The sequence below is a fragment of the Lysobacter auxotrophicus genome (assembly GCF_027924565.1).
GTDB classification, from domain to species: Bacteria; Pseudomonadota; Gammaproteobacteria; order Xanthomonadales; family Xanthomonadaceae; genus Lysobacter_J; species Lysobacter_J auxotrophicus.
Genome location: NZ_AP027041.1, coordinates 2,151,354 through 2,172,337 on the forward strand (window position 1 = coordinate 2,151,354; position 20,984 = coordinate 2,172,337).

Annotated in this window: 20 protein-coding genes; 8 read left to right on the forward strand and 12 right to left on the reverse strand. The window is 67.2% G+C overall.

The features are described 5' to 3' along the window. Positions 1 to 226 precede the first annotated feature (226 nt). The 7 genes from LA521A_RS09510 to LA521A_RS09540 form a co-directional block, all read right to left on the reverse strand. Complete coding sequence (locus LA521A_RS09510) at positions 227 to 619, reverse strand: hypothetical protein (RefSeq protein WP_281778672.1); 393 nt, start codon at positions 617 to 619, stop codon at positions 227 to 229. Positions 620 to 1,277: 658 nt separating this feature from the next. Continuing rightward, on the reverse strand, positions 1,278 to 1,661 hold the full coding sequence (locus LA521A_RS09515) for a hypothetical protein (RefSeq protein ID WP_281778673.1): 384 nt from the start codon (positions 1,659 to 1,661) through the stop codon (positions 1,278 to 1,280). 286 nt (positions 1,662 to 1,947) lie between these two features. After that, on the reverse strand, positions 1,948 to 2,655 hold the full coding sequence (locus LA521A_RS09520) for a hypothetical protein (RefSeq protein ID WP_281778674.1): 708 nt from the start codon (positions 2,653 to 2,655) through the stop codon (positions 1,948 to 1,950). Between the two features lie 117 nt (positions 2,656 to 2,772). Continuing rightward, positions 2,773 to 3,042, reverse strand: a complete 270-nt coding sequence (locus LA521A_RS09525) for a hypothetical protein (protein WP_281778675.1) — start codon at positions 3,040 to 3,042, stop codon at positions 2,773 to 2,775. Positions 3,043 to 3,252: 210 nt separating this feature from the next. After that, positions 3,253 to 4,062: a bestrophin-like domain gene (locus LA521A_RS09530; RefSeq protein ID WP_281778676.1), complete on the reverse strand. Its 810-nt coding sequence runs from the start codon at positions 4,060 to 4,062 to the stop codon at positions 3,253 to 3,255. Between the two features lie 26 nt (positions 4,063 to 4,088). Then, entirely contained in the window at positions 4,089 to 4,778 is a 690-nt protein-coding gene (locus LA521A_RS09535; RefSeq protein WP_281778677.1) for a MarC family protein, read from the reverse strand. 151 nt (positions 4,779 to 4,929) lie between these two features. Further along, a complete protein-coding gene (locus LA521A_RS09540) occupies positions 4,930 to 5,898 on the reverse strand; it encodes a helix-turn-helix transcriptional regulator (protein WP_281778678.1) in 969 nt (322 codons plus the stop codon). A 331-nt stretch (positions 5,899 to 6,229) separates the two neighbouring features. Here LA521A_RS09540 and LA521A_RS09545 point away from each other — a divergent pair, with 331 nt between their 5' ends. The 7 genes from LA521A_RS09545 to LA521A_RS09575 all read left to right on the forward strand — a co-directional run bounded on the left by LA521A_RS09545 (position 6,230) and on the right by LA521A_RS09575 (position 16,181). Next, positions 6,230 to 6,472, forward strand: coding sequence for a helix-turn-helix domain-containing protein (locus tag LA521A_RS09545; protein ID WP_281778679.1), 243 nt, complete (start codon positions 6,230 to 6,232; stop codon positions 6,470 to 6,472). Positions 6,473 to 6,688: 216 nt separating this feature from the next. Then, complete coding sequence (locus LA521A_RS09550) at positions 6,689 to 8,083, forward strand: DUF1254 domain-containing protein (RefSeq protein ID WP_281778680.1); 1,395 nt, start codon at positions 6,689 to 6,691, stop codon at positions 8,081 to 8,083. Positions 8,084 to 8,372: 289 nt separating this feature from the next. After that, positions 8,373 to 10,727, forward strand: a complete 2,355-nt coding sequence (locus LA521A_RS09555; protein WP_281778681.1) for an arylsulfatase — start codon at positions 8,373 to 8,375, stop codon at positions 10,725 to 10,727. Between the two features lie 131 nt (positions 10,728 to 10,858). Beyond that, positions 10,859 to 12,694, forward strand: a complete 1,836-nt coding sequence (gene pgaA, locus LA521A_RS09560) for a poly-beta-1,6 N-acetyl-D-glucosamine export porin PgaA (protein ID WP_281778682.1) — start codon at positions 10,859 to 10,861, stop codon at positions 12,692 to 12,694. 33 nt (positions 12,695 to 12,727) lie between these two features. Next, a complete protein-coding gene (pgaB, locus tag LA521A_RS09565; protein ID WP_281778683.1) occupies positions 12,728 to 14,473 on the forward strand; it encodes a poly-beta-1,6-N-acetyl-D-glucosamine N-deacetylase PgaB in 1,746 nt (581 codons plus the stop codon). Next, positions 14,470 to 15,723, forward strand: coding sequence for a poly-beta-1,6-N-acetyl-D-glucosamine synthase (pgaC, locus tag LA521A_RS09570; RefSeq protein WP_281778684.1), 1,254 nt, complete (start codon positions 14,470 to 14,472; stop codon positions 15,721 to 15,723). The genes pgaB and pgaC overlap by 4 nt, the downstream gene beginning before the upstream one ends. Continuing rightward, a complete protein-coding gene (locus LA521A_RS09575; protein ID WP_281778685.1) occupies positions 15,720 to 16,181 on the forward strand; it encodes a hypothetical protein in 462 nt (153 codons plus the stop codon). The genes pgaC and LA521A_RS09575 overlap by 4 nt, the downstream gene beginning before the upstream one ends. 15 nt (positions 16,182 to 16,196) lie before the next feature. On the opposite strand, the gene LA521A_RS09580 is transcribed toward LA521A_RS09575, so the two are convergent. From LA521A_RS09580 to LA521A_RS09600, 5 genes are all read right to left on the reverse strand, one after another. Further along, a complete protein-coding gene (locus tag LA521A_RS09580; protein WP_281778686.1) occupies positions 16,197 to 16,634 on the reverse strand; it encodes a nuclear transport factor 2 family protein in 438 nt (145 codons plus the stop codon). Between the two features lie 100 nt (positions 16,635 to 16,734). Then, the gene (locus LA521A_RS09585) at positions 16,735 to 18,093 is read right to left on the reverse strand and encodes a right-handed parallel beta-helix repeat-containing protein (protein ID WP_281778687.1); all 1,359 of its coding nucleotides are present in this window, start codon (positions 18,091 to 18,093) and stop codon (positions 16,735 to 16,737) included. Between the two features lie 43 nt (positions 18,094 to 18,136). Further along, entirely contained in the window at positions 18,137 to 19,456 is a 1,320-nt protein-coding gene (locus LA521A_RS09590; RefSeq protein WP_281778688.1) for a choice-of-anchor Q domain-containing protein, read from the reverse strand. A gap of 177 nt (positions 19,457 to 19,633) precedes the next feature. Next, positions 19,634 to 20,302 carry a MarC family NAAT transporter gene (locus LA521A_RS09595; protein ID WP_281778689.1) on the reverse strand — a complete coding sequence of 223 codons (669 nt, stop codon included), beginning with the start codon at positions 20,300 to 20,302 and terminating at the stop codon, positions 19,634 to 19,636. Positions 20,303 to 20,388: 86 nt separating this feature from the next. Further along, positions 20,389 to 20,529, reverse strand: coding sequence for a hypothetical protein (locus LA521A_RS09600; protein ID WP_281778690.1), 141 nt, complete (start codon positions 20,527 to 20,529; stop codon positions 20,389 to 20,391). Positions 20,530 to 20,717: 188 nt separating this feature from the next. Here LA521A_RS09600 and LA521A_RS09605 point away from each other — a divergent pair, with 188 nt between their 5' ends. Beyond that, positions 20,718 to 20,966, forward strand: coding sequence for a hypothetical protein (locus tag LA521A_RS09605; protein ID WP_281778691.1), 249 nt, complete (start codon positions 20,718 to 20,720; stop codon positions 20,964 to 20,966). The last annotated feature ends 18 nt before the right edge of the window (positions 20,967 to 20,984 follow it).

Genomic DNA, 20,984 nt, shown 5'->3' on the forward strand with positions numbered 1-20,984 from the left:
TTCCAACCGACTTTTGCGATCTGAGTCATGGAACGCCCGCCGTGCTGGTCGGCCGGTCATCCCTGTCCCAACGAATCGCCGCAGCGGATTACCAGCGGCGCGATCTTCTGCCAGTCGATGGACGACCGCCGTGAGCCCGAGCACAGCGCCAGCCCAAATAGCGGCCTGATGTCCGCTACACGATCACGGCGTCGGCCAAAAGCGGACGTATTTGCCGCACTGGAACTTACTTCTTCGGTTCCCCTGTAGACGCTTGATCGAACTTGGTCATCTCGTCGTCCGTCATGAACCTGAGGCGTTCCACACGCTGCCCATTAAGGAAATCTAGCGTTGGACCGTAGTCGTACCCGAATGCTCCCTCTGTGCCAGACATGCTGTGTACGCGCGCTACATCGTAGCCATCGCAAAAATAGATGAGCGTGCCCCCGTCTGCGGGAGCGAATGGCGCTTGCGGGCAATCAGGGTGCCCGCCGGCGAGAATCACTTCGTAGTTCGTCCAAGCAGACTCGACAATCCGTCTCTGTTCTTCAGTCAGCGTCGATAGTTCAATACCGAAGTACTCGGCGTCGTCCGACACGATCTTGATGGAGCTCGGCAGGCGACGCTTCGAGGGATTCATCGGCAATCCCGTCGCTGGGTTCTCTACGTAGTCGCCCACCGCCTGCTCGTCTGACGGAGGCTGGCGATCAGGCGCCGGTGAGCATGCTGTCCCGAGGTAAGCCGCCAGCAATGCGCCCAACGCTCGACTGCTGACGCGGCTTGATCGATTGAAAGGCATCCGTTCCAGTCTCCCTCGGGTCCGCTTTGGTCGAAAGCGGACATTGGCACCGCCTCCACGGCACCGCTCCGCTCGAATGTCCGCTATCAGCCAAAAGCAGACACGGAGCTGCACTCAATACGGCCGGGTCACCCCTCGTTGCCGCGACGGTTGAACCAGAAATACGAGGCCACCGAGTAAATCAGCCACGCAACTCCAACCGTACTGAAAAGCAGCCATGGACTCGATGGAGAGCAACAGGTCACCGGCTCACCGGGCGGCAAGAGACGCGTGATCGCAAATGTCGGCCAGGCCAGGACTACAACGGCGGAATGCAACTGAGCGGCGGCGCAAGCCAGAGCCGCCAAGTAGGTCGCAAGGGTAATTGCCAATCCGGCGATCATCGCTTTGACGATGTGTCTGCCTTGCACTGACCTACAGTGAGAGTTCATCCGTCTGCCGGGCATAGGTCGGAAGCCGACGTTACCACGCTGCGGCGGTGGCCTCGGCCTGATGTCCGCTAACGGCCAGAAACGGACGTTGGATCACTGACGACGTCGCGGCTCAACCCGGGAATGCTCGCCGCAATTTCCTTGAGCCGTTCGAGGGCCTTTTGAGATCCAAATCGACCTTCGCTCAGGTAAGCCGTCTTACTCGCATCATTGTCGGAACATAGCTTCGCGAGGATCGACTGCGCCACGGCCTCATGCGGCGCGATGCGGTGACGAAGCTTTGCGAACAGCGCTATCTCGGCTGGATTCGCCTCATGGCCATCCAGCGCGTACGCCCAGAAGAAGTTGTTGTACTGGGAGACAAAATCACCGAACTGCATCTCGCCAGATGCGCAACGCCGCACCAGATCGTCAGCGCGATCAAGGGCACAGGTAAGCTCGAGCTCTGTCATGGGCTCCCGCATCATGGCTCCGTGACCTCAGATTTGCGGCGGCGAACGTCCGCTTCGGTGCGAAAGCGGACATTAACATCCGTCCGCCCTGCCCCTGAACCGCTCGGGCCGCTATGCAATATGCAAAATGAAGAATGGGCCAGTGCGGCGTTGCACGTTGCCACGGCTCCCACCGAGCCAAGACGCTTCAGGGACTACTACGGTCCCTGCCCGTCTATACGCGTAATCGATGCGGGCATTCACCCGCACTCCCCTCTACGCCCGTGGCGACAAACAATACCCAGCGTCAACGCTGCGCCGAGCGCCCGCGTCGTCCGCCTTCACGCTGCGCCGTGGCGCGGCTTTGCACGAATTCCGGGAAGGTGTCGGCCAGCGACGCCGTGTCCGGCAGGATGTAGAACACGCCGCCGCCTTCGAAGGTCGGTCGGATGATCTGCTCGTAGAACTCGGGCGTGACGTTGATGCAGCCGTGCGTGACGCGGTTGTCGTCCGGCGTCGGCGATGCAAGGCGTTCCGGGCGCCTTTCGGCGGGAACACCGGTGGCAGTGGGATGCATGGAAACCGAGGAGTCGTAGTCCACCCACAGCACGCGCCCGGCGTCGGTCGAGGGGCCGTAACCGCCTACGAAGCGACCTGCGGGCGTGGTGCGATCGCGGCCCGGGATTTCGCGCAGTGCGAGCCCGGCGACGCCCGGCGCCGAGTGATCGCCGATGGCCGAGCCGAAGAGGCCTGGCGCCGCGCCGCGCAGGCGACCGTCGCCACCGAACACGAGGATCTGCGCTGCCGCCTTGTCGATGATCGCGAACGGATAGCCCTCGCTATCGCGGGACGCGACGACCCAGCCCGCGAGCTCGGTCACCGTGTCGGACACTTCCTGGCCAGGCGGAAGCTGGTCGACCGCGGAGACGGGTTGCGCGGGCGCTTCTTCCGCGCGCGCCACGCCAACGCTCGCTAGCGCGAGTGCCAGCGCGGCGGCGCGGATCGCAGGGTGCATGCTGGTGTTGATAAGACAGTACCTTCGAACGAATTCTGGAAAAGATAAGAGACCGGTGGCCAGTCAAGGCCACCGGGTCCCGGGTTCAAACCCTACCTGACAACTGCGCCGGAGCGATTAACCGCGCGGCACGCGGCGCGGCGCCGCCTCGAGCTGCTGAACGCGGCCCTCGATCGCATCCAACCGCGAGTTCGCCTGCTGGGCGGACTGATTGGCGGATTCGGCGCTCTGTGCGGCGCTCTGCACCTTCGCGTCAAGGTTGTCGAGTCGCGAGTTGATGGTCGCGAACTCTTCTTTATAGGTGGCGCAGCCACCAAGGGCGACGGTGGCGACGATCGCCACGCCGAGCGTACGCGCCACTGCCAGGTTTTGCTTGGTCAGAAACATTCCAATCCTCCTTCGTCTGGACTCGGAAATATCGCGGCCTGTGCTGGAGCCATGACCGGCCTCAGCCTGCGTCTGAACACGTAGATGGATTGTGAAGACGAGGCGTGCGGCGAGAATGGCCCATTTTTGCAGCGTGATGTGTGACCGGTGACCGTTGTGTCCGCTTCGTTTAGTTGTCGTTTGGAACCGGATATGTGCCCTCCCCTCGTTTCAATCGCTCGTCGGATTCGTCGGCGCGACTATCGCCGGTGATGCAGGCGCCATCGACGCGCGCAGATGGAGCATCGGTTCCTGCGACACGTTGGTCATTCCCGTCGAGGGCCGATCCAGATCGATCACAAGCGTAACGGCGAGCGTGAGCAGCACGAACAGGATGGTGGTCGCGCGCCGCTGTTCACCGCGTTCGAAGCCGACCATGCCCGCGGCCAGCAGCGCGAACATCCCCAGCATCCGCAGGATGCGCGGCGGGATGTGCGACTGGCGCGCCGTGAAGCGCGTCGCGGCCACGTCGATGGCATCGTTCGTGGTGCTCACGATCAGCGATGCGCGCTCGGTGTCGCGGAACGAAGCGATGCCGGCGAGCATCGTCGACCACAGCTCCGACTGCAGCGCCTCCGTCTGCTGGTAGTTCGCTACTTCCTCGTCGGCCGAACGCGCATTGCCGAACGCGATGCGGGCGTCGACGTAGCGACGCAACACGTCGCGCATGCGGTCGCGGTCCGCTGCCTCCATCAGGTCCGCCCGCAACCACGTGGTGCCGATCGCATTGGCCTCGTTGACGACGAGCTCGCGCCGCGCGTCGTAACGCGACAGAGCGATGGAGAAGGTGAAACCGATCAGGAGCGCGAGCAGCCCGAGCACCGAGGTCATCGCGAAGGTATCGTCCTTCGCATCGTCACCGCGCGGGATGCGGTCGCGGATGAATTTGCCGATCTCGCGCGCCACGATCAGCGCCGCGAGGAAGAGCACCCCGAACAGCCACAACGGCAGGTACGGGAAAGACGACGAAGACAAGCCCATGCGTGATCTCCGGATCGCGGACGCGGCTAGCGGGATGGGATGGGCACAGTCTGCGCCGCAGGCGCTCCGGCGCTGCCGTGCGGCGGTTCGATCTTCTGCAAGCCGCTGATCAGGATCGTGATCGCTAGTGCCACCTGCAGCACGCCGAGCACCACGCCCAGGATCTGCAAGGGCACCGCGCCGACATGACGCATGAACCAGCTAGCGCCCAGCATCGCCAACAGGTCGAGCACGATGACCGCGAGTGCGAGCCCCATGACGAGGATCATGCGGGCGGCGTCGTGGCTCGACGCGCACAGCAGGATCACCGCCGCGATGCCGTACGGCGTCACCGTGACCGGGAACGCGAGGTGCATCGCGCCGGCAGGTTCGGAGGCCGCGGGCTGCGGCGCGCGATACTGCATGGACAGCGCCGCGAGCGCCGCCAGCAGGAACACCACGCCGGCGGCAATCTGCATCACCGGCACGCTGATGCGCCACTTGGTCATCAACGCGACGCCCAGCCACGCGCCCAGCACGATGCTGACGGCGCTGATCATCGCCACTCGCAACGCCAGCGAGCGGGCCGCGCCCGATCCCATGCCGCGCGTCGCGACAAAGAACGGCCCAATCACTTTGATCGGGCCGAGCATGATGAAGAAGAGCGTGAACACTTCGGCCGCGCCGAGCGAATAGACTGTCGCATGCGCGATGGGCGGAACGATGTTCGGGGTCATGCGTGGCGTCCCCTTCCTGGATGGCGCGGATGTTCGCGATGGATCCGCGACACGCGGACCCGGTGCGCGCCGATGGTTTCAACACGCGCTACGGTGCGTCCAAACGTCCGGTCGCGCTACGTAAAAAAGGAAATAACTCCGGGCCGATGCATCATCCGGCGCCGTGCCTGACGCGACGGGTGACATCGCCCCCGCGCTGGATACGGGCCAGCATGCGCGACGGCGCAACACCGAAGCGCGAGCGATAGGTGCGCGCGAAACGCCCGAAATCCCAGATACCGAAGCGGCTGCAGATATCCGACACCGTGTCGTCGGGCGAGGCGCTACGGATCGCCGCGTGTACGCAATGCAGGCGCCGCATCATGATGTACTGGTGCGGACTCACCTCCAGATGGTCGTGGAACACGGAGTTCAGCGTGCGCACGCTGACGCCCGTCGCCTCGCACAGATCGCTCAAGCGGATGATCTGATCCAGTTGCGCATCGATCACGCGCAGTGCGCGCCCGATGATCGCCCCGCGCGGCAACGCCGGTCGGCCACGCGGCCCATGCGATCCGTCGTCCAGTGAGCGGGCGACTTCAACACTCGCGGCGACCAAGCGGGCCCTTAACGCTTCTTTGTCCGTCTCCACGATTCCGCCTGCGTCCCTGTCGGCCGCGAGTATGCGGAACGACAAGCCGATCAGACGCGCGATCGCATACGGCGAAGCGCGGCCGACGTGCGTATGCGTCGGCAGCGCACTGCCCTGCCCCTCGGCAAGCGCAAGCACATCGCCCGCTTCTGTCGTCACCGCAAGCCACTGCTGCGCGCTGCGTGCGCGCATGTGGAACTCCGCACCGGGCGCAAGCCATGCGGCGCATTGCTCGTTAATGAGCGAGCCGTTGACCATCACGCCATCACCCGGCACGAGCGGGAGGAAGAGCGAATACACGTTCGGCAGGCACGCCGCGTGGAACACGTTGGCCGCGCCATCCTGCCCCCACATCAGCGAGGTGTCGCCCAGATCCACGACCTGCAGCTTCCACGCGTGCGTCGCGCGGGCCGTCAGCAGGTAACGGCCATCCACGCCGCGCAACGCATCGGCGAACTCGTCGAATTCCCGGCACACCAGACCCGCCATGGAGCGCCTCCAGGGCACGCGGATGGGAGCGTCTTTATTGCCAGCTTTACGTAGCGGATGAAGGATGCATGCGCGCATAGTCACGCGGCCGTGAAGGAGCGGCGCCCGCGACGTGAACACGCCATTGGATGCATGACACTGAACAGGTGGCCGGATGCGTGCTTCGCAACATCCACTGATCGACCCTCGTCAACGAGGCGGGCGGCCACGGCTATCGCGTGAAGCCGCGCTGGTACGCGTGCTCGTGTGCATCGAACACAACGAATACGCGCCGACAGACCTAACCGACGTTTACGCGGCGGCGGGCGTCAGCCCGCGCACGTTGCGGACGATGTTCGACGACGTCTTCGGCATGACGCCAAGCCGCTATCTGCGACTGCGCCGACTGCATCAATTGCGAACCGCGTTGCTGATGGCCGACCCGCTGCTGCGCACCGTGGGCGAGATCTGCTGCACGCTCCGGCTGAGCGATGCCGGTCGTGTCGCACACGAGTATCACGCGCTGTTCGGCGAGTTCCCGAGCTGCACGCTCGCGCGCCGCGTCGTCGACTGCACAAATCAGGGGTGGACGTAACACGCGACGTTTGCCTTCCCCATACACGAGTCCACGTTACGCAAATCCAGGAGCAGCGCATCACCGCCCAAGGTGAAAGCCCGCGACGACAGACAGGACACGACCATGAAACGAGTCGTCTTCAGCACGCTTTTGATTGCACTCGCCGCCTGCAGCCAGCAAGCGCCCGAACCCACGGCAACCACTGCCGCCCCTGCCACGAAGGAAGCCGCGCCCATGACCAGCACCAGACCGCCGACTGAAGCCAAACTCACCCAGCCGGACCCGGATGCCGTTCTCCACGAAGGCTACATCCGCGCGATCGCACAGATGGCGTATGTGTGGGGCTGGCCGATGGTGAACATGGTCAACCGCCGCGCGGCGATCACACAGGCACCGCATCCGGGCCTGCTCGACGGCGTATTGCCCGCCGCGCCGCGCGGCCAGATCGGCATGCTGCACAACTACATCGACCCGGCCGAAACCTTCGTGACCTGTCCGAACCAGGACGTGGTATATGGCCTCGGCTTCTTCTCACTCGACGAGGAACCCGTGGTCATCCAGGTTCCGGATTTCGGCGATCGGTTCTGGGTGTACGCGCTCTACGACGCGCGCACGAACCAGTTCGGCGAGATCGGCAAGCCGTACGGCAGCAAGTCGGGGTTCTATCTGCTTGCGGGCCCGAACTGGAAAGGCGATGTGCCTGCCGGCATAGCGGGTGTCGCGCGCAGTACGACGGAACTCGCCAATGCGATCCCGCGCGTCTTCCTGGACGATACCGACGAGGACCGCAAGGCGATCCAGCCGCTGATCAACCAGGTCGTGGCGTATCCGCTCTCGCAGTTCGACGGCAAGATGAAGACGATCGACTGGGCGACCGCTCCGAACATTCCCAAGCCCGGCCCCAAGTCCGATGGCGAGACGAAGTGGGTGATCCCGGACAAGTTCTTCGACAAGGACCAGTTCGGCGCCGTGCTGCAGATCGTGCCGCCGCTACCGGGCGAGGAAGCGATGTACGCCCAGTTCCGCGCATTGATGGCCGCGGCGGACAAGGATCCGGCGATCAAGCAGCAGCTGGTGAAGATTGCCCAGGAGTCGGAAGAGACGATCATCAAGCCGTTCTTCCAGTGGAAGCACAACGGCAAGGCGGCCGGGAACAACTGGAACCGCTCGGTCAGCAACGCGCAGACGGGGCTGGATTACTTCAATCGCGCCGGCACGTCGAAGTCGAACATGTTCGACAACCGTCCGACCGAAACGCAGTACTTCTACACCGACGTCGACGGCGAAGGAAAGCAGTTGAGCGGCGCGTCCAGCTATAGCGTGACCTTCCCTGCCGGCCAGGAGCCACCGGTGAACGGATTCTGGTCGCTGACGCTGTACAACGACCGGCACCTGTTCCATCCCAACGAGCTCAACCGGTATTCGCTCGGCACCAAGAACAAGAACCTCAAGCGCAACGACGATGGGTCGCTGACCTTGTACGTCGGCGCGAAGTCGCCGGGCGACGACAAGAAGCAGAACTGGCTCCCCGCGCCTGATGGCAACTTCTCGCTCTACATCCGCGCGTACTGGGGCAAGGAAGGCATCACCGGCGGCAGTTGGCAGCCCCCGGCCGTGAAGCGGACCTGAGCCGCGCATCGCGGTTCCGTCGGAAGGAGGACGATACGTGGAGCACACGCGGGAGATCCTGCACGAATGTGCCGATCCGCACGGTGTGGATCTGGTGTGCGCGATGACTGCTGGCGGCGCTCACGCTCAGGCTGGCGGCGGACATCGTCGAGACCACGCATGCGCTGAACAGCCCGCCTCACTCCGACTTTACGATTGCGGTGCCAGTATCGACGGCATTTCGCGGCGACGGACCTGCCGCCGACAGAGCCGAATCATCGTGCACGTCTTCTTCTGAAGGAGGTGTTCCGTGGCGCTCAAGGAATACAAGCCAGGCCAGGCGTTCTCCGGTGTGATCGGCCGGACCTTCGATGTCTCCCAGCCCGCGTGGCCCTCGCCCAATCGCGCGCGCGACGGCGCACCGAACGTGCTTTTCATCGTGCTGGACGACACGGGTTACGGGCAACTTGGATGTTATGGAAGTCCGATCCGCACGCCGCATCTTGACGCGCTGGCCGCCGACGGTCTGCTCTACAACAACATGCACACCACGGCGCTGTGTTCGCCATCGCGCTCATGCATGATCACCGGGCGCAACCACCATTCCAACGGAATGGCGTGCATCACCGAAGGCTCGATGGGCTATCCCGGCAGCAACGGCTACATCCCGTTCGAAAACGGTATGCTGCCGGAGATCCTGCTGCAGAACGGCTACAACACCTACGCGCTCGGCAAATGGCACCTCACGCCGGCCGAGGCGACGTCCGCCGCGGGACCGTACGACCGCTGGCCACTGGGGCGCGGATTCGAGCGCTATTACGGATTCCTCGGCGGCGACACGCACCAGTACTACCCGGAACTGGTCAGCGACAACCACCAGGTCGAACCGGAAACCACGCCCGAACAGGGCTACCACCTGACGCCGGACCTCGTCGCGCGCGCCAAGGCGATGATCGCCGATGCCAAGCAGGTCGCGCCGGACAAGCCGTTCTTCATGTATTTCTGCACCGGCGCGATGCACGCGCCGCACCACGTGCCGAAGGAATGGGCCGATCGCTACAAGGGCCAGTTCGACGAGGGCTGGGACGCGTATCGCAGGAAGGTGTTCGAACGTCAGAAGGCGCTGGGCATCATTCCGGCGAACACCGAGCTGTCGCGCCACGACCCCGACGTGCAGGACTGGGGCACGCTCCCCGCCGACGAACGTCGCCTTTACGCGCGGATGATGGAAGTCTTCGCCGGTTTCCTGGAACACACCGATCATTACATCGGCGAGTTGATCGCGTTCCTCAAGGAGATCGGCGAATACGACAACACGCTGATCATGCTGATCTCCGACAACGGCGCCAGCGCCGAAGGCGGGCCGAACGGTTCGGTGAACGAAGGCAAGTTCTTCAACAACGTGCCCGACGACCTGCAGCAGAACCTCGCGGCGATCGACGACATCGGCGGCCCGAAATACTTCAACCATTACCCGTGGGGCTGGACGCACGCCGGCAACACGCCGTTCCGCCGCTGGAAGCGCGAGACCTATCGCGGCGGCACCGCCGATCCGTTCATCGTCTGCTGGCCCAAGGGCATCAAGGCCAAGGGTGAGATCCGCACGCAGTACTGCCATGCCATCGACATGGTGCCCACGGTGCTCGACTGCCTTGGCATCGAACCGCCCACGCACATCCGCGGCGTCACGCAGGCGCCGTTGCAGGGCTTCAGCCTGAAGTCCTCCTTCGACGACGCCAAGGCGCCGGCGCTGCACGTCACGCAGTACTTCGAGATGTTCGGCCACCGCTCGCTCTACCACGATGGCTGGCGTGCGGTCTGTCCGTGGCCGGGCACCTCGTTCGCGGAGTCCGGTCGCGTCTTCGGTGACCCGATCGATTACGACATGCTGATCCAGCTCGATGCGAAGGGCTGGGAGCTCTACAACCTCAACGAGGATTTCGCCGAGACGCACAATCTCGCCGAACGCGAGCGCGACCGCCTCATCGCGATGATCGGCATGTGGTACGCCGAAGCCGGCAAGTACAACGTGCTGCCGATCGACAGCCGCGGCACGCTGCGCTTCGGCGTGGAGCGCCCGCAGATCGCGGTGGGCCGCAAGAAATACGTCTACTACCCCGGCACGCAGGTGGTGCCGGGCAACGCGGCGCCGAGGCTGATCAACGTCCCGCATTCGGTGTCGGTGCACGCGCAGGTGCCGCCGGGTGGCGCGGAAGGCGTGCTGTTCTGCATGGGCGGCAATGACGGCGGTTTCTCGTTCTACGTGCAGGACGGCAAGCTCACCTACGGCTACAACTACGTGGCCGACAAACGCTTCAAGGTGCAGTCCGACGAAGCCATTCCCGAGGGCCAGCACATTTTCAGCTTCGAGTTCACCCCCACGGGCAAGCCCGACATCGCGAAGGGAAAAGGCGTTCCGGCCAAGATCGCGCTGTTCGTCGACGGAAAGAAGATCGGCAGCGGCGATCTGCCGGTGACCATCCCGTTGCAACTGGGGCTGGCCGCCGGTGTCGCGCTGGGCGCCGACACCGGCGCGCCCGTCATGGAGGACTATGCCGCGCCGTTCGCCTTCACCGGCGAGGTAAAGAAAGCGATGGTGGACGTCAGCGGCGAGGCGGTGGAGGACATGGAGTCGAAGATGCGCATGTACCTGGCGCGCCAGTAGCCAGTCGCGCGCACCCTGCGGCATTACAACGGGCCGGATCCGCGATCAATCACGACTGATCGTGCGCGAATTCACGCGTGCGTAACGGCGAAAGGTGCTTCTGGACGACGGAACCGCGGCTGGTCCCGGTCATGAGCGCTGCAGTTCGACTGGCGTTGTCGTTGCTGCTGGCGGTCATGAGCCCGACCGCGCTTCCGGCTGCGGGCGAAACCGGCACCGCGCGTTCGTTCGATACGCGCATGCAGCATGGACGCGCGCTCCTCCAGGCGGGCGATCGTTTCGGCGCGCTGCGCGAGTTCTCGCTCGCATCGCAGGAACGACCCGGCGACCGCGATGCGCGTCGCGCCCTCGCCGACGTGCTGATGGAACTCGGCGCACCGCAGGCGGCCGCGCGCGTGCTCGCGCCCGAGGTGGACATCGGCGTGCGTGCACGACTCGCGGGCGAACGCGTGCGCTGGGGATCGCAGGTCGCGACGGATCCGGCCGCGCGCTTCAAAACAACCGACGAAGCGATCGGCCAGCTGGGCGCACTGCTTGTCGAGGCGCGCGCCCTCCCCGCTCGCGATATCGGGCTCGAACGGCGCCTGCTCGGCGATCTCGTGATCGCATTGCGCGATCGCGAGCGCTGGGCCGATGCGCTGGCGACCGCCGACACGCTGGCGCAGGAAGGCCCGCTGCCCTCGTACGTGCGGCAGGCGCAGGCCGACGCGTTGCTGGCGATGCGCCGACCGGAAGACGCCATCGCCGGCTACCAGGAGGCGCTCGCGTCCGATCCACGCAACCGCGATGCGCGCGTGGGGCTGTTCTACGCGCAGGTCGAGGCGGAGGAATTCGGCGCGGCATTCGCGACGGCCGACACGCTGGTGGCGCAATCGCCGCGATCGCGCCAGGTCGGCGTCACCGCGCGACCGCTGCCGAACCCCGACTGGCTCGACGCGCAGATCCTGCGGTCGCAATCGCGCCGTTACGGCGACATGCCGGCTGGTTCGTGGCAGGTGCTGCATCCGCTCGCATCGCAGGCGCCTGCCGCGCCGTACCTGCGGCTGGAACACGGCGAGGTGGCCGGTGAGCGCGGTTGGCCGCGCCTTGCGCACGACGAGATCCGCATCGCGCATTCGCTCGCGCCGGATGAAGTCCCCATTGCGACCGCACTGGCCGAGGCCGAGTTCGAACGGCGCCACTGGCGCGAGGCGGAACGCCGCGCACGCCAGCTCGCCGCGATCGATCCGGGCAACGACAGGCTGCGGCATCTGCAGGCCGACCTCGATGCGTATCGCGGTGCGCAGCTGGTGCTCTCGCTGCAACCGCGCAAGGCCGAAGGTGGCGGCCTCACCGCGCCCGGCAGCGGGATGTCCGGCGCATTGCGCGCATACACGCCACCGTTGGGCGAGCGCTGGCGAGTGTTCGCCGCCGCCGAACGTGAGGTCGACGAACCCGACGACGAGCGTCTGGTCCGCAACCGCTACGGCGCCGGCGTCGAAGGGCGATGGCCCGACGTGACGCTCGAACTCGTCGCCTGGTCGAACCACGGACTGCTCGCGCACGGCGGCGCGGACGCGAGCGTGCAGTGGCAGCCGGACGATCGCTGGACGCTCGAAATCGGCGCGCAGGCGTTCTCGTCCGCGACGCCACTGCGCGCGGTGCAGGCAGGGATTCGCGCCGATGCGGCATCGGTCAGCGCGACGCATGCGTGGAGCGCGTCGTCCGTCGCTTCGCTGTCGGCAACGACGCTGGATTTCACCGACGGCAATCGCCGCTGGGAAGGCGTGCTCGATTTCGCACGCACGGTGGTCGCCCGGCCCAATGTCGAACTGGTGCTGCGACCCGCGCTGTACGCCTCGCGAAACTCGCTGCGCGACGCGCCCTACTTCAATCCCGAACGCGACCGGTCGGTCTCCCTGACGGCGGACCTTCGCCATCGGCTGTGGCGCCGCAGGCCTACGACGGCGACATGGAGCGCACCGTGAGCGTTTACGTGCGCCTGGACCAGAGGTTCTGAGATGAAGCGCATCGGCCTGCAGGTCTGCACCGTGCTCCTCGCCGTCGCGCTGGCGATGGGTGCGCCGCTGCGCGCCGCACCCCCGGACGGCGGGACGGCCTTCATGGCGATCGCGATCCACGACGTGGTCGACACGCCCGCGCAGCTCGACGAGGACGCCATCACCAGCGACCGGCTCGTCGTGCTGCTGGAATGGCTGATCGGCAACGGCTGGACGGCGGTCTCGCTCGACGACATCGAGCGCGCGCGGCTCGGTGTCGCGCCGCTGCCGCGCAAGGCCGTGCTCATCACCGTCGACGATGGCCGGGCGAGCCTCTACACGCGCGTGTATCCATTGGCGCTGGCCTATCGCGTCCCGATCGTCGCGGCGCTGGTCGGCGACTGGATGGACGTGCCGGCGGACGGTAGCGTGCATTACGGCGAGCGCACCCTGCCCCGCGCGGCGTTCGTGAGCTGGGCGCAGGCGCGCGAGATGCAGGCGTCGGGCCGGGTCGAGTTCGCATCGCACAGCCAGGCGCTGCACACGGTGGTGCGCGCCAACCCACAGGGCAACCTGTTGCCCGCCGGACAGAACCGCATCCGCTTCGAGGACCGCCACGAGAGCGACGCGGCGTTCCGCGCGCGCATCCGCGCCGACCTGGCGCGTTCACGCGAGCGCATGCAGGCCGAGCTGGGGCGGGCGCCGCGCGCGATCGTCTGGCCGTACGGCCGCAGCAACGAGGACGCGCTGGCGATGGCGCGCGACGTCGGCTTCGCGTACGCGATGACGCTGGAGCCCGGTCCCGCCGATGCGACGCGACCGCTTGCGATCGCGCGTTTCCTGCCGACCGGCGATCCCGACCTGCAGACGTGGGTGTCGAACCTGCTGCTGCGCGATCCGTGGCCGTCGGCGCGACGCATCGCCGCGTTCGACACGGCGCAACTCGTCGGCGCGAACGCCGCGCAGACCGACGCGCGACTGGGCCGTGCGATCGAACGCGTCGTCGCGCTCGGCGTGACGCACGTGATGCTCGACGCGGGCGTCGTGTCGCCCGACGGGCGGTTGGAAGCGACCTGGTTCCCGAACGCGCAGCTGCCGATGCGCGCGGAGGTGCTGGGGCGATTCGCCGCGCAGATCCGCGCGCGCACCGGCGTCGGGATCGTCCTGCGCCTGCCGCACGAGGCGGTGCTGCGTGCGACCGGCGATCGCGATCGCACGCTCGCGCTGTACCGTGAACTTGCCGTCCACGTGCCGTTCGAAGGACTGCTGCTCGAAGACGCGGATTCGTTTGGCGACGCGATCGCCGGTGCGGACGACGCGCCGTGGCAGGTCGCGCGTCGTCGCGAATCGGAGCGCGCCGTCGGCTGGCCGGATGACGACGCCACCGCGCTGCAGGCGTTCCTCGTCGCGGCGCGCATGCGCCCCGGGCTGGAGGCGTACTGGCTCGCGCCTGCTGGCCATCCGCTTGACCGGCCATCGGCGCTGGCGGAGGTGACACTCGTCCCGCGCACGCTTGATGAACCTCGTGATGCGGAGGCTGCCGCGCCGGCACCGTCGCGGCGGATCGGCCTGTTCTTCAGCGCGCCGGGATCGTCCGCGATGTCGGCACGCACGTTGACCACGGCGGCGCGGGACTTCCAGATCGACGGCGGCACCGTCATCGCATGGGGCACCGACGACGCGCTCGCCCCGCCGCAGAACGCGCAGGCGATCGCGCCGACGCTGTCCGCGCATCGCCTGCCGCCCGTGCGGGACGTCGCGCCATGAACGTCTCCGGCTTCGAACTCGCGCTCGCGGCGCTGTGCTTCGGCTATCCGTACGTGATGTCGTGGTACTGGATCATCGGCGGCGTGCTGTTCCAGGTGTTGCGCGAGCGGCGCGAACCGCCGTTCGACCGCCCGCCGGCCCTCGCCGAATACCCGCCGGTGTCGGTGCTGGTCCCCTGCTACAACGAATCGCACCAGGTGGACGAGACCATCGCCGCGCTGGATCGCGTGGCGTACCCCGACTTCGAGATCGTCGCGATCGACGACGGCTCCAGCGACGACACCGCGCGGCGCCTGGCCACGCTCGCGACGCGGTATCCGCGGCTGCGCGTGGTGCGCATGGCGCGCAACGGGGGCAAGTCGGTCGCCCTGAACTACGGCGCTCTCGCGGCGCGGCACGAACTGCTCGCCATCGACGGCGACACGCTGCTCGATCCGCACGCCATCACCTGGTTCGTAAGGCGATTCCAGAACGATCCGCGCATCGGCGGCATCACCGGCAATCCGCGTATCCGCAACCGCACCAGCGTGATCGGACGCCTGCAGGTCGGCGAATTCTCCAGCATCGTCGGCCTGATCAAGCGCGCGCAGAGCGTGTACGGCTCGCTGTTCACCGCGTCGGGTTCGGTCTGCGCGTATCGCAAGGGTGCGCTGCACGACGCGGGCTGGTGGTCGCCGCGCACCATCACCGACGACGTGGACATCAGCTGGCGGTTGCAGATGTGCGGGTGGCGCATGGCCTTCGAGCCCAAGGCGCTGGCGTGGATCCTCACGCCGGAAACGCTGCGCGGGCTGTGGCGACAACGCCTGCGCTGGAGCGAAGGCGGCAGCGACGTGGCGCTGCGCGCGTTCCCCTCGCTGTTCCGCGCGCCCGGCTTCCGTATGTGGCCGGTGTGGTTGAACTGGGCCGTCTCGATCGCCTGGGCGTACGCGATGCTGGTGATGCTGATCGCCTGGTGGGTCGGCGGCTTTCAGTTCGGGCATCTGTTCGAACTGCGCGGATTCGGGTTCTTCCCGGGACAGGCCGGCATGTTGCTGGCCGTGCACTACCTGCTGCAGGCGGTGGTGGCGGCGAGCCTGGACCGCCGGTACGAGCACGGCATCATGCGCACGCTGTTCTGGGTGGTGTGGTATCCGCTGGTGTTCTGGTTGCTGCAGGCGACCACCGCCGTCGTCGGCCTGCCGCGCGCGATCTTCCGGCGCGGACGACGTGGCGTGTGGACGAGTCCCGACCGGGGGTTCCGCACATGAACTGGCCGCCGCTCATCGACGACAGCCGACTGCCCTGGTGGGTCATCGCCCGCGACACGGTGGCGACGCTGCTCGCGTGGGCGCTGCTCCTCTACGCGATCCGCGACATGGTGTGGATGGCCGCGTACTGGCTCCTGCGCCTGGTCGGCGCGGAGATTGCGCCGCCGTGGTCGCCGGGACGCATGTGGCGCGATACCGCGCCGTTCCTGGAAGTGGTGGCGCTGCTGGTCGTGTGGCTCGCGGTCTTCGTCGTCGCACGCTGGCACCGCCTGACCGACCGGCGGCGCGCGCGCAGCCAGCCCGCGCCGCTGGACCCGCAACGCCAGGCCGAGGCACTGGGCGTTCGCATCGACACCGCCTCGCGCATGCACAACAGTGCGGCGTGCACGGTGCACGGCGTCGATCCGTCCACCGGACGCGGCGGCGAGGTCGTCGAAGCCGACGCGCCGCCCACGTAGCGGCGTCGCGACGCCCTACTTCGGCTTGGGGTACCACAGCGCGTTCACGATCACCCAGCGGTCGCCGAATCTGCCCATGTGGAAGAAGTCGACGAACCACGGGGTCTCCGCGCGGACCGACGCGGCGTTGCCGGCGACGTCGAGCACCTTGCACGACCGATCCCACTGGTCCTTCGGCGTCTTCAGCGCGCCCTGCCGGGTCAGCTCGACCAGTTCGTCGCGCGTCATGCGGCGAAGTCCGAGGCGCTCGTCCGGGGTGTCGCCGATCACCGCGCGCTTGGCGAGGTCCGGATGCAGCGACCGGGCAACGCGCTTCGCGTCGCCTTCGAGCTGGCCGTCCACGTAGTCCAGGCAGGTCGCCTCGATCGCGGTGCGGACCTCGGGGGCGATCGCGGTGGGCGTCGTGCCCGCGGCCGCGGCGCCGGCGGCAAGCATCAGGCTCATCATCGACATCGGCTACTCCTTGCGTGCGGAGCGCGAAACGTAGCAACCCGCACGAAGGCCGTCCCGTGTCGTTCGACCTGTGCGCCAACGGCAGGGGCGCGCCGGCGCCTCAGCGTTCGACGGCCCCGATGTCCGGGAAGGCGCCCTTCACGCGCGGGAATCCCGGCCCGCGCTGGTCGTAGGCGCGCTGGTAGAAGTTGCTGCCGCGACCGATGGCCGGGCTGTCGCCGGGCAGCATGTGCGTGCGCGTCGGCCCACCGTTCGTGGTCAACGCGCCCAGTCGCGGATCGGCGGTGATCGTGTCGCCGGGCACCGCCACGTCCGCACGCGTGATGAGGTTCGCGAAGCCGGCGATGGCCGGCGCGTCGCGTCCCACGTCGTGGCCCACGCCGTTCGGGCAGGTGGTGTTCGCCACGATCGTGCTTCGCAGCGTCAACGCGTCCGCCCAGATCGCGCCGCGCTCCTCGCACGGCGGCGTCGGCGGGTCGTCGCCCCAGATCGCCACGTTGAACGCGATGGTGCTGTTGTTGACGCGCACGTCGCCCTCCATGTGGAACGCGGCGCCGTACACGGCTTGGTTCCCCGAGAGCGTGCTGTCGGCGATGGTGCGCGTGCCGGGCCCTTCGGCGTAGAGGCCGCCTCCGGCCGGAAACGACGCACGCGGCGCTTCCTGGTGCAGGCGGTTGCCGGAAATGGTCGACTTGTTGACCAGCAGGTCGCCGGACTGGAGGAAAAGCCCGCCGCCTTCGCGCGCGGCGTCGTTGTCGCGGATGGTCGAGTACGTCACGCTCGCGCCCTTCCCCGCGCGCACGCCGCCGCCGTAGAAGGCGTAATTGTCGAAGACATGGCTGTACAGCAGCGTCACGCGGCCTTCGGCGTCGATGCCGCCGCCGGTGGTGTTCGACGTGGCCATGCTCTGGAACACGGTACTGTGCGTCAGCGTGACGTCGCCCAGCGCGCTGATCGCGCCGCCGGCGCCGGGTGGCGAATCGAGCCAGCCGCCGGCCTCGTTGCGGCAGTGGTGCACGCGCGCAAGATGCAGTTCGACATGGCCGTCCGATGCGATGCACCCGCCGCGGCTGGGGAATTCGTCCTGCGCCGGGCGATGCCGGCCCCACGCGACGGTGAGGTCCTGCAGGCGCAGGGTGCCGGTGCCGGTGTGCCGGAAGATGCGGAACGTCTGCCGTCCGTCGAGCGTCATCGCGTCGCGGCCACGGGCGATCACGGTGAGCGTGCCCTGCGCGATCGCGATTTCCCCACTGGTGAGCGCGATGCGCGTGCACGCCAGGCCGCGCAGGTCGATGGTGTCGCCGCTCAGCGCGCCGGCGACTGCGTTGCGCAGGCTGCCGGCGCCGGCGTCGTTGCAGTTGGCGACGATACGCGTCGCTGCGTGCGCGCCGGTGGGGAGCATCGCGCCGACGAACAGCGCGGCGCAGGCCAGGATCGAAGTGGATGCATCGCGGGACATGGCGGACTCCTGTGCATGCCATCGGCATGCGCCGTGCGGCGCGTCAGTCGTTGGGCAGCTCCCGTTCGACAGCGCCGATATCGGGCAAACCGCGTGTGCGCGGATACCCCGCGCCGCGCTGGTCGTACTGCAGGTTCATCGGGTTGCTGCCCTGGTCGAGCGCCGCGCTGCCGTACTCCGGCGCGCGCGTCAGTGTCGGGCCGCCGTTGTCGCGCAACGGGCCCAGCAGCACGCGGTCGCTCATGATCGTGTCCGGCGGCAAGGGCGCCAGCGAGCGGTTGACGAGGTTGTTCGACCCGGTGATCGCGCCCTGGTAGTAGATCTGCCCGATGTCGACGGCCGGGCCGCCGGCGCAGTAGTTCTCCGCGACGATCGTGCTCACCAGTTCGAGATCGCCTCCGGGCTGGAGCGCGCCGCCGCACTGCCACGTCTGCCATTCCTCGTTGCCGGCGATGGTGCTGTTGTGGATGCGGGCACCGGCGGGCAACCACGCGCCGGGCGTGCTGTCGGCGATGTTGTCGGCAAGCGTGCTGTCGACGATCAGCACGCCGTAGGTGACGCCGCCGACCTCGATGCCACCGCCGGACGTGGTGGCGCGGTTCTGCGCGATGGTGCTCTTGTTCACCAGCAGGCTCATCGGCACCGCATCGCGGCCCAGCACCCTCAGGCCGCCGCCGCGCGTGGCGAGGTTGTTGCGGATCGACGAATAGGTGACGGCCACCGAGTGGCCCTGCACGCCGCCCGCCTCGTAGGCGGAGTTGCCCGTGACCTGGCTGTAATACAGGTTGACGTGCCCCCACCCGTGCACCGCGCCGCCGGTGCCGCCGTCGGCGAGGTTCGCGTACGCCGAGGTGTGCGCCAGCAGCACGTCGACCGCGTGCACGGCGCCGCCGATGCCCCACGGCTCCAGGCCGTCGGTGGCGATCGCCTGGCAATGGTGGATGCGCGAGCTGATGAGTTCCACCGCGCCGGCGGACGTGATGCAGCCGCCGTCGGCGAACGCGGACGCGTAGCGGCCGTTGGCGACGGTCATGCGATACACGCGCAGCGTGCCCGTGCCGGTGTGCCGGATCGCGCGACCGCGGGTGTTCGCGTCGAGCAGGATCTCGTCGCGACCGCGGCCGAGCAGCGTGAGCGAGGCCTGCGGAACCACCAGCTCGCCCGTCGTCAGGGCGATGCGCGTGCACGTCAGACGCAGCAGGTCGATGTTGTCGCCGCTCTGCGCGACGGCAATCGCGTTGCGCAGGCTGCCGGCGCCTGCATCGTTGCAGTTGGTCACCACGCGCGTGGCGGCGGTTGCGATCGAAGGGGCGCCGGCGAGGAGCAGCGCAGCCAGGGCGATGCGAAGACGATGCGCGACCATGTTCCCTCCGGACGGTGGAAACGCACCGCGCGAGTATCGTCCTGCCGGGACGAAAATGCCCGTATCAAGATCGTGAACAGCGGCACCCTCGCGCAGCGCTCACAACGCTGAGCGGCGCGGTCTCGCATTCATGCACGTGGGGCCGCGCTGGCGCAATCGCGCGCGGCGCGGCGCGGATCAGTTCACCAGCGGATAGTCGCGGATGATGTCGAGCACGCCGTTGATGACGAACTGCACGCCCATGCAGGCGAGCAGGAAACCCATCAGCCGCGACAGGGCTTCCACGCCGCTCTGGCCCAGCAGGCGGATGATCGTGCTCGCGCTGCGCAGGCACAGCAGCAGGATCACGCTGACCAGCACGAATACCAGCACCGGGGCCACCTGCATCACCCACGGCGAGAACGGTCGTTCGTCCGACATCGTGGCCGCGGTGCCGATGAGCAGCGCGATGGTGCCCGGCCCGGCGGTGGTCGGCATCGCCAGTGGGATGAACGCAATGTCGCGCTTCTGGTGGAGCTGGATTTCCTCGTTGCGGTGCTCGACTTCGGGCGCGTCGCGCTCGTCGGGGAAGAGCATGCGGAAACCGATGTACCCCACGATCAACCCGCCTGCGATGCGCAGGCCGGAGATGGTGATGCCGAACACGCCCATCACCGCCTGGCCGGCGTAGAACGCGATTGCCATGATCACGAAGACGTAGATCGAGCAGAGCGTCGCCTGGCGCCTGCGTTCGCGATCGCTCATGCCGCGCGACAGGCCCAGCATCACCGCGACGGTGGAAACCGGGTTGGTGAGCGGCAGGAGCATCGCCAGCCCCATGCCCACCGCCTTCAGCAACTCCCACATGGGCCATCTCCGGTGATGGAGCGTGAGCGAACGCGACGTCACGGCGGAGGGTACATCGGAAGGCGGGCGAAGGACCCGCCGCCGACTTACGCCAGCCAGCGTTTCACGGCGGCCAGTCCCTCTTCCGCATCGACGATGCCGAAGGCGAAGCTGATGATCGTCGCGGCGCACAACCCGCAGCCGGCTCCGGCGGCGCACGTGGCCGCCTGGTGGATGAAAGCGCTCATTCGATTCCCCCTGTTCCGGGTTCCATCCTACGGGGCGGCACCGTCCGGATGCATGGCGCAATGCGTCAAAAACGTCGGCAGCGCCACGCCCGTCCGGCAGGAATCGTGCCGGCCAATGCCACCGCTGGAAACACGAGTTTCCGACACGACGCGGCGCAAGATGAGCCCGGCAGACTCGGAGGTGACCCGTGAACACCGTTCGATTGACTGCAATGCAGCGCTATTACCTCGAAGCGCTCGGCCACCAGGGGCGCAAGCACCCGCCCGCGAAATGGGACGACGTGGAGAACCGACTGGCGTACTGCTGGTACGCCAGCGGCTTCGCCGGCGGCGTCGAGTGGGACCAGGTGCGGCACATCGTCAAGCAGAGCTGGCGCATGTCGAAAGCGGTGCGAACCGAACGCGGAAGCGTCGCGCGCCTGCTCGCGGTGCAGTGACCGTCTTCCGTCGTCGCG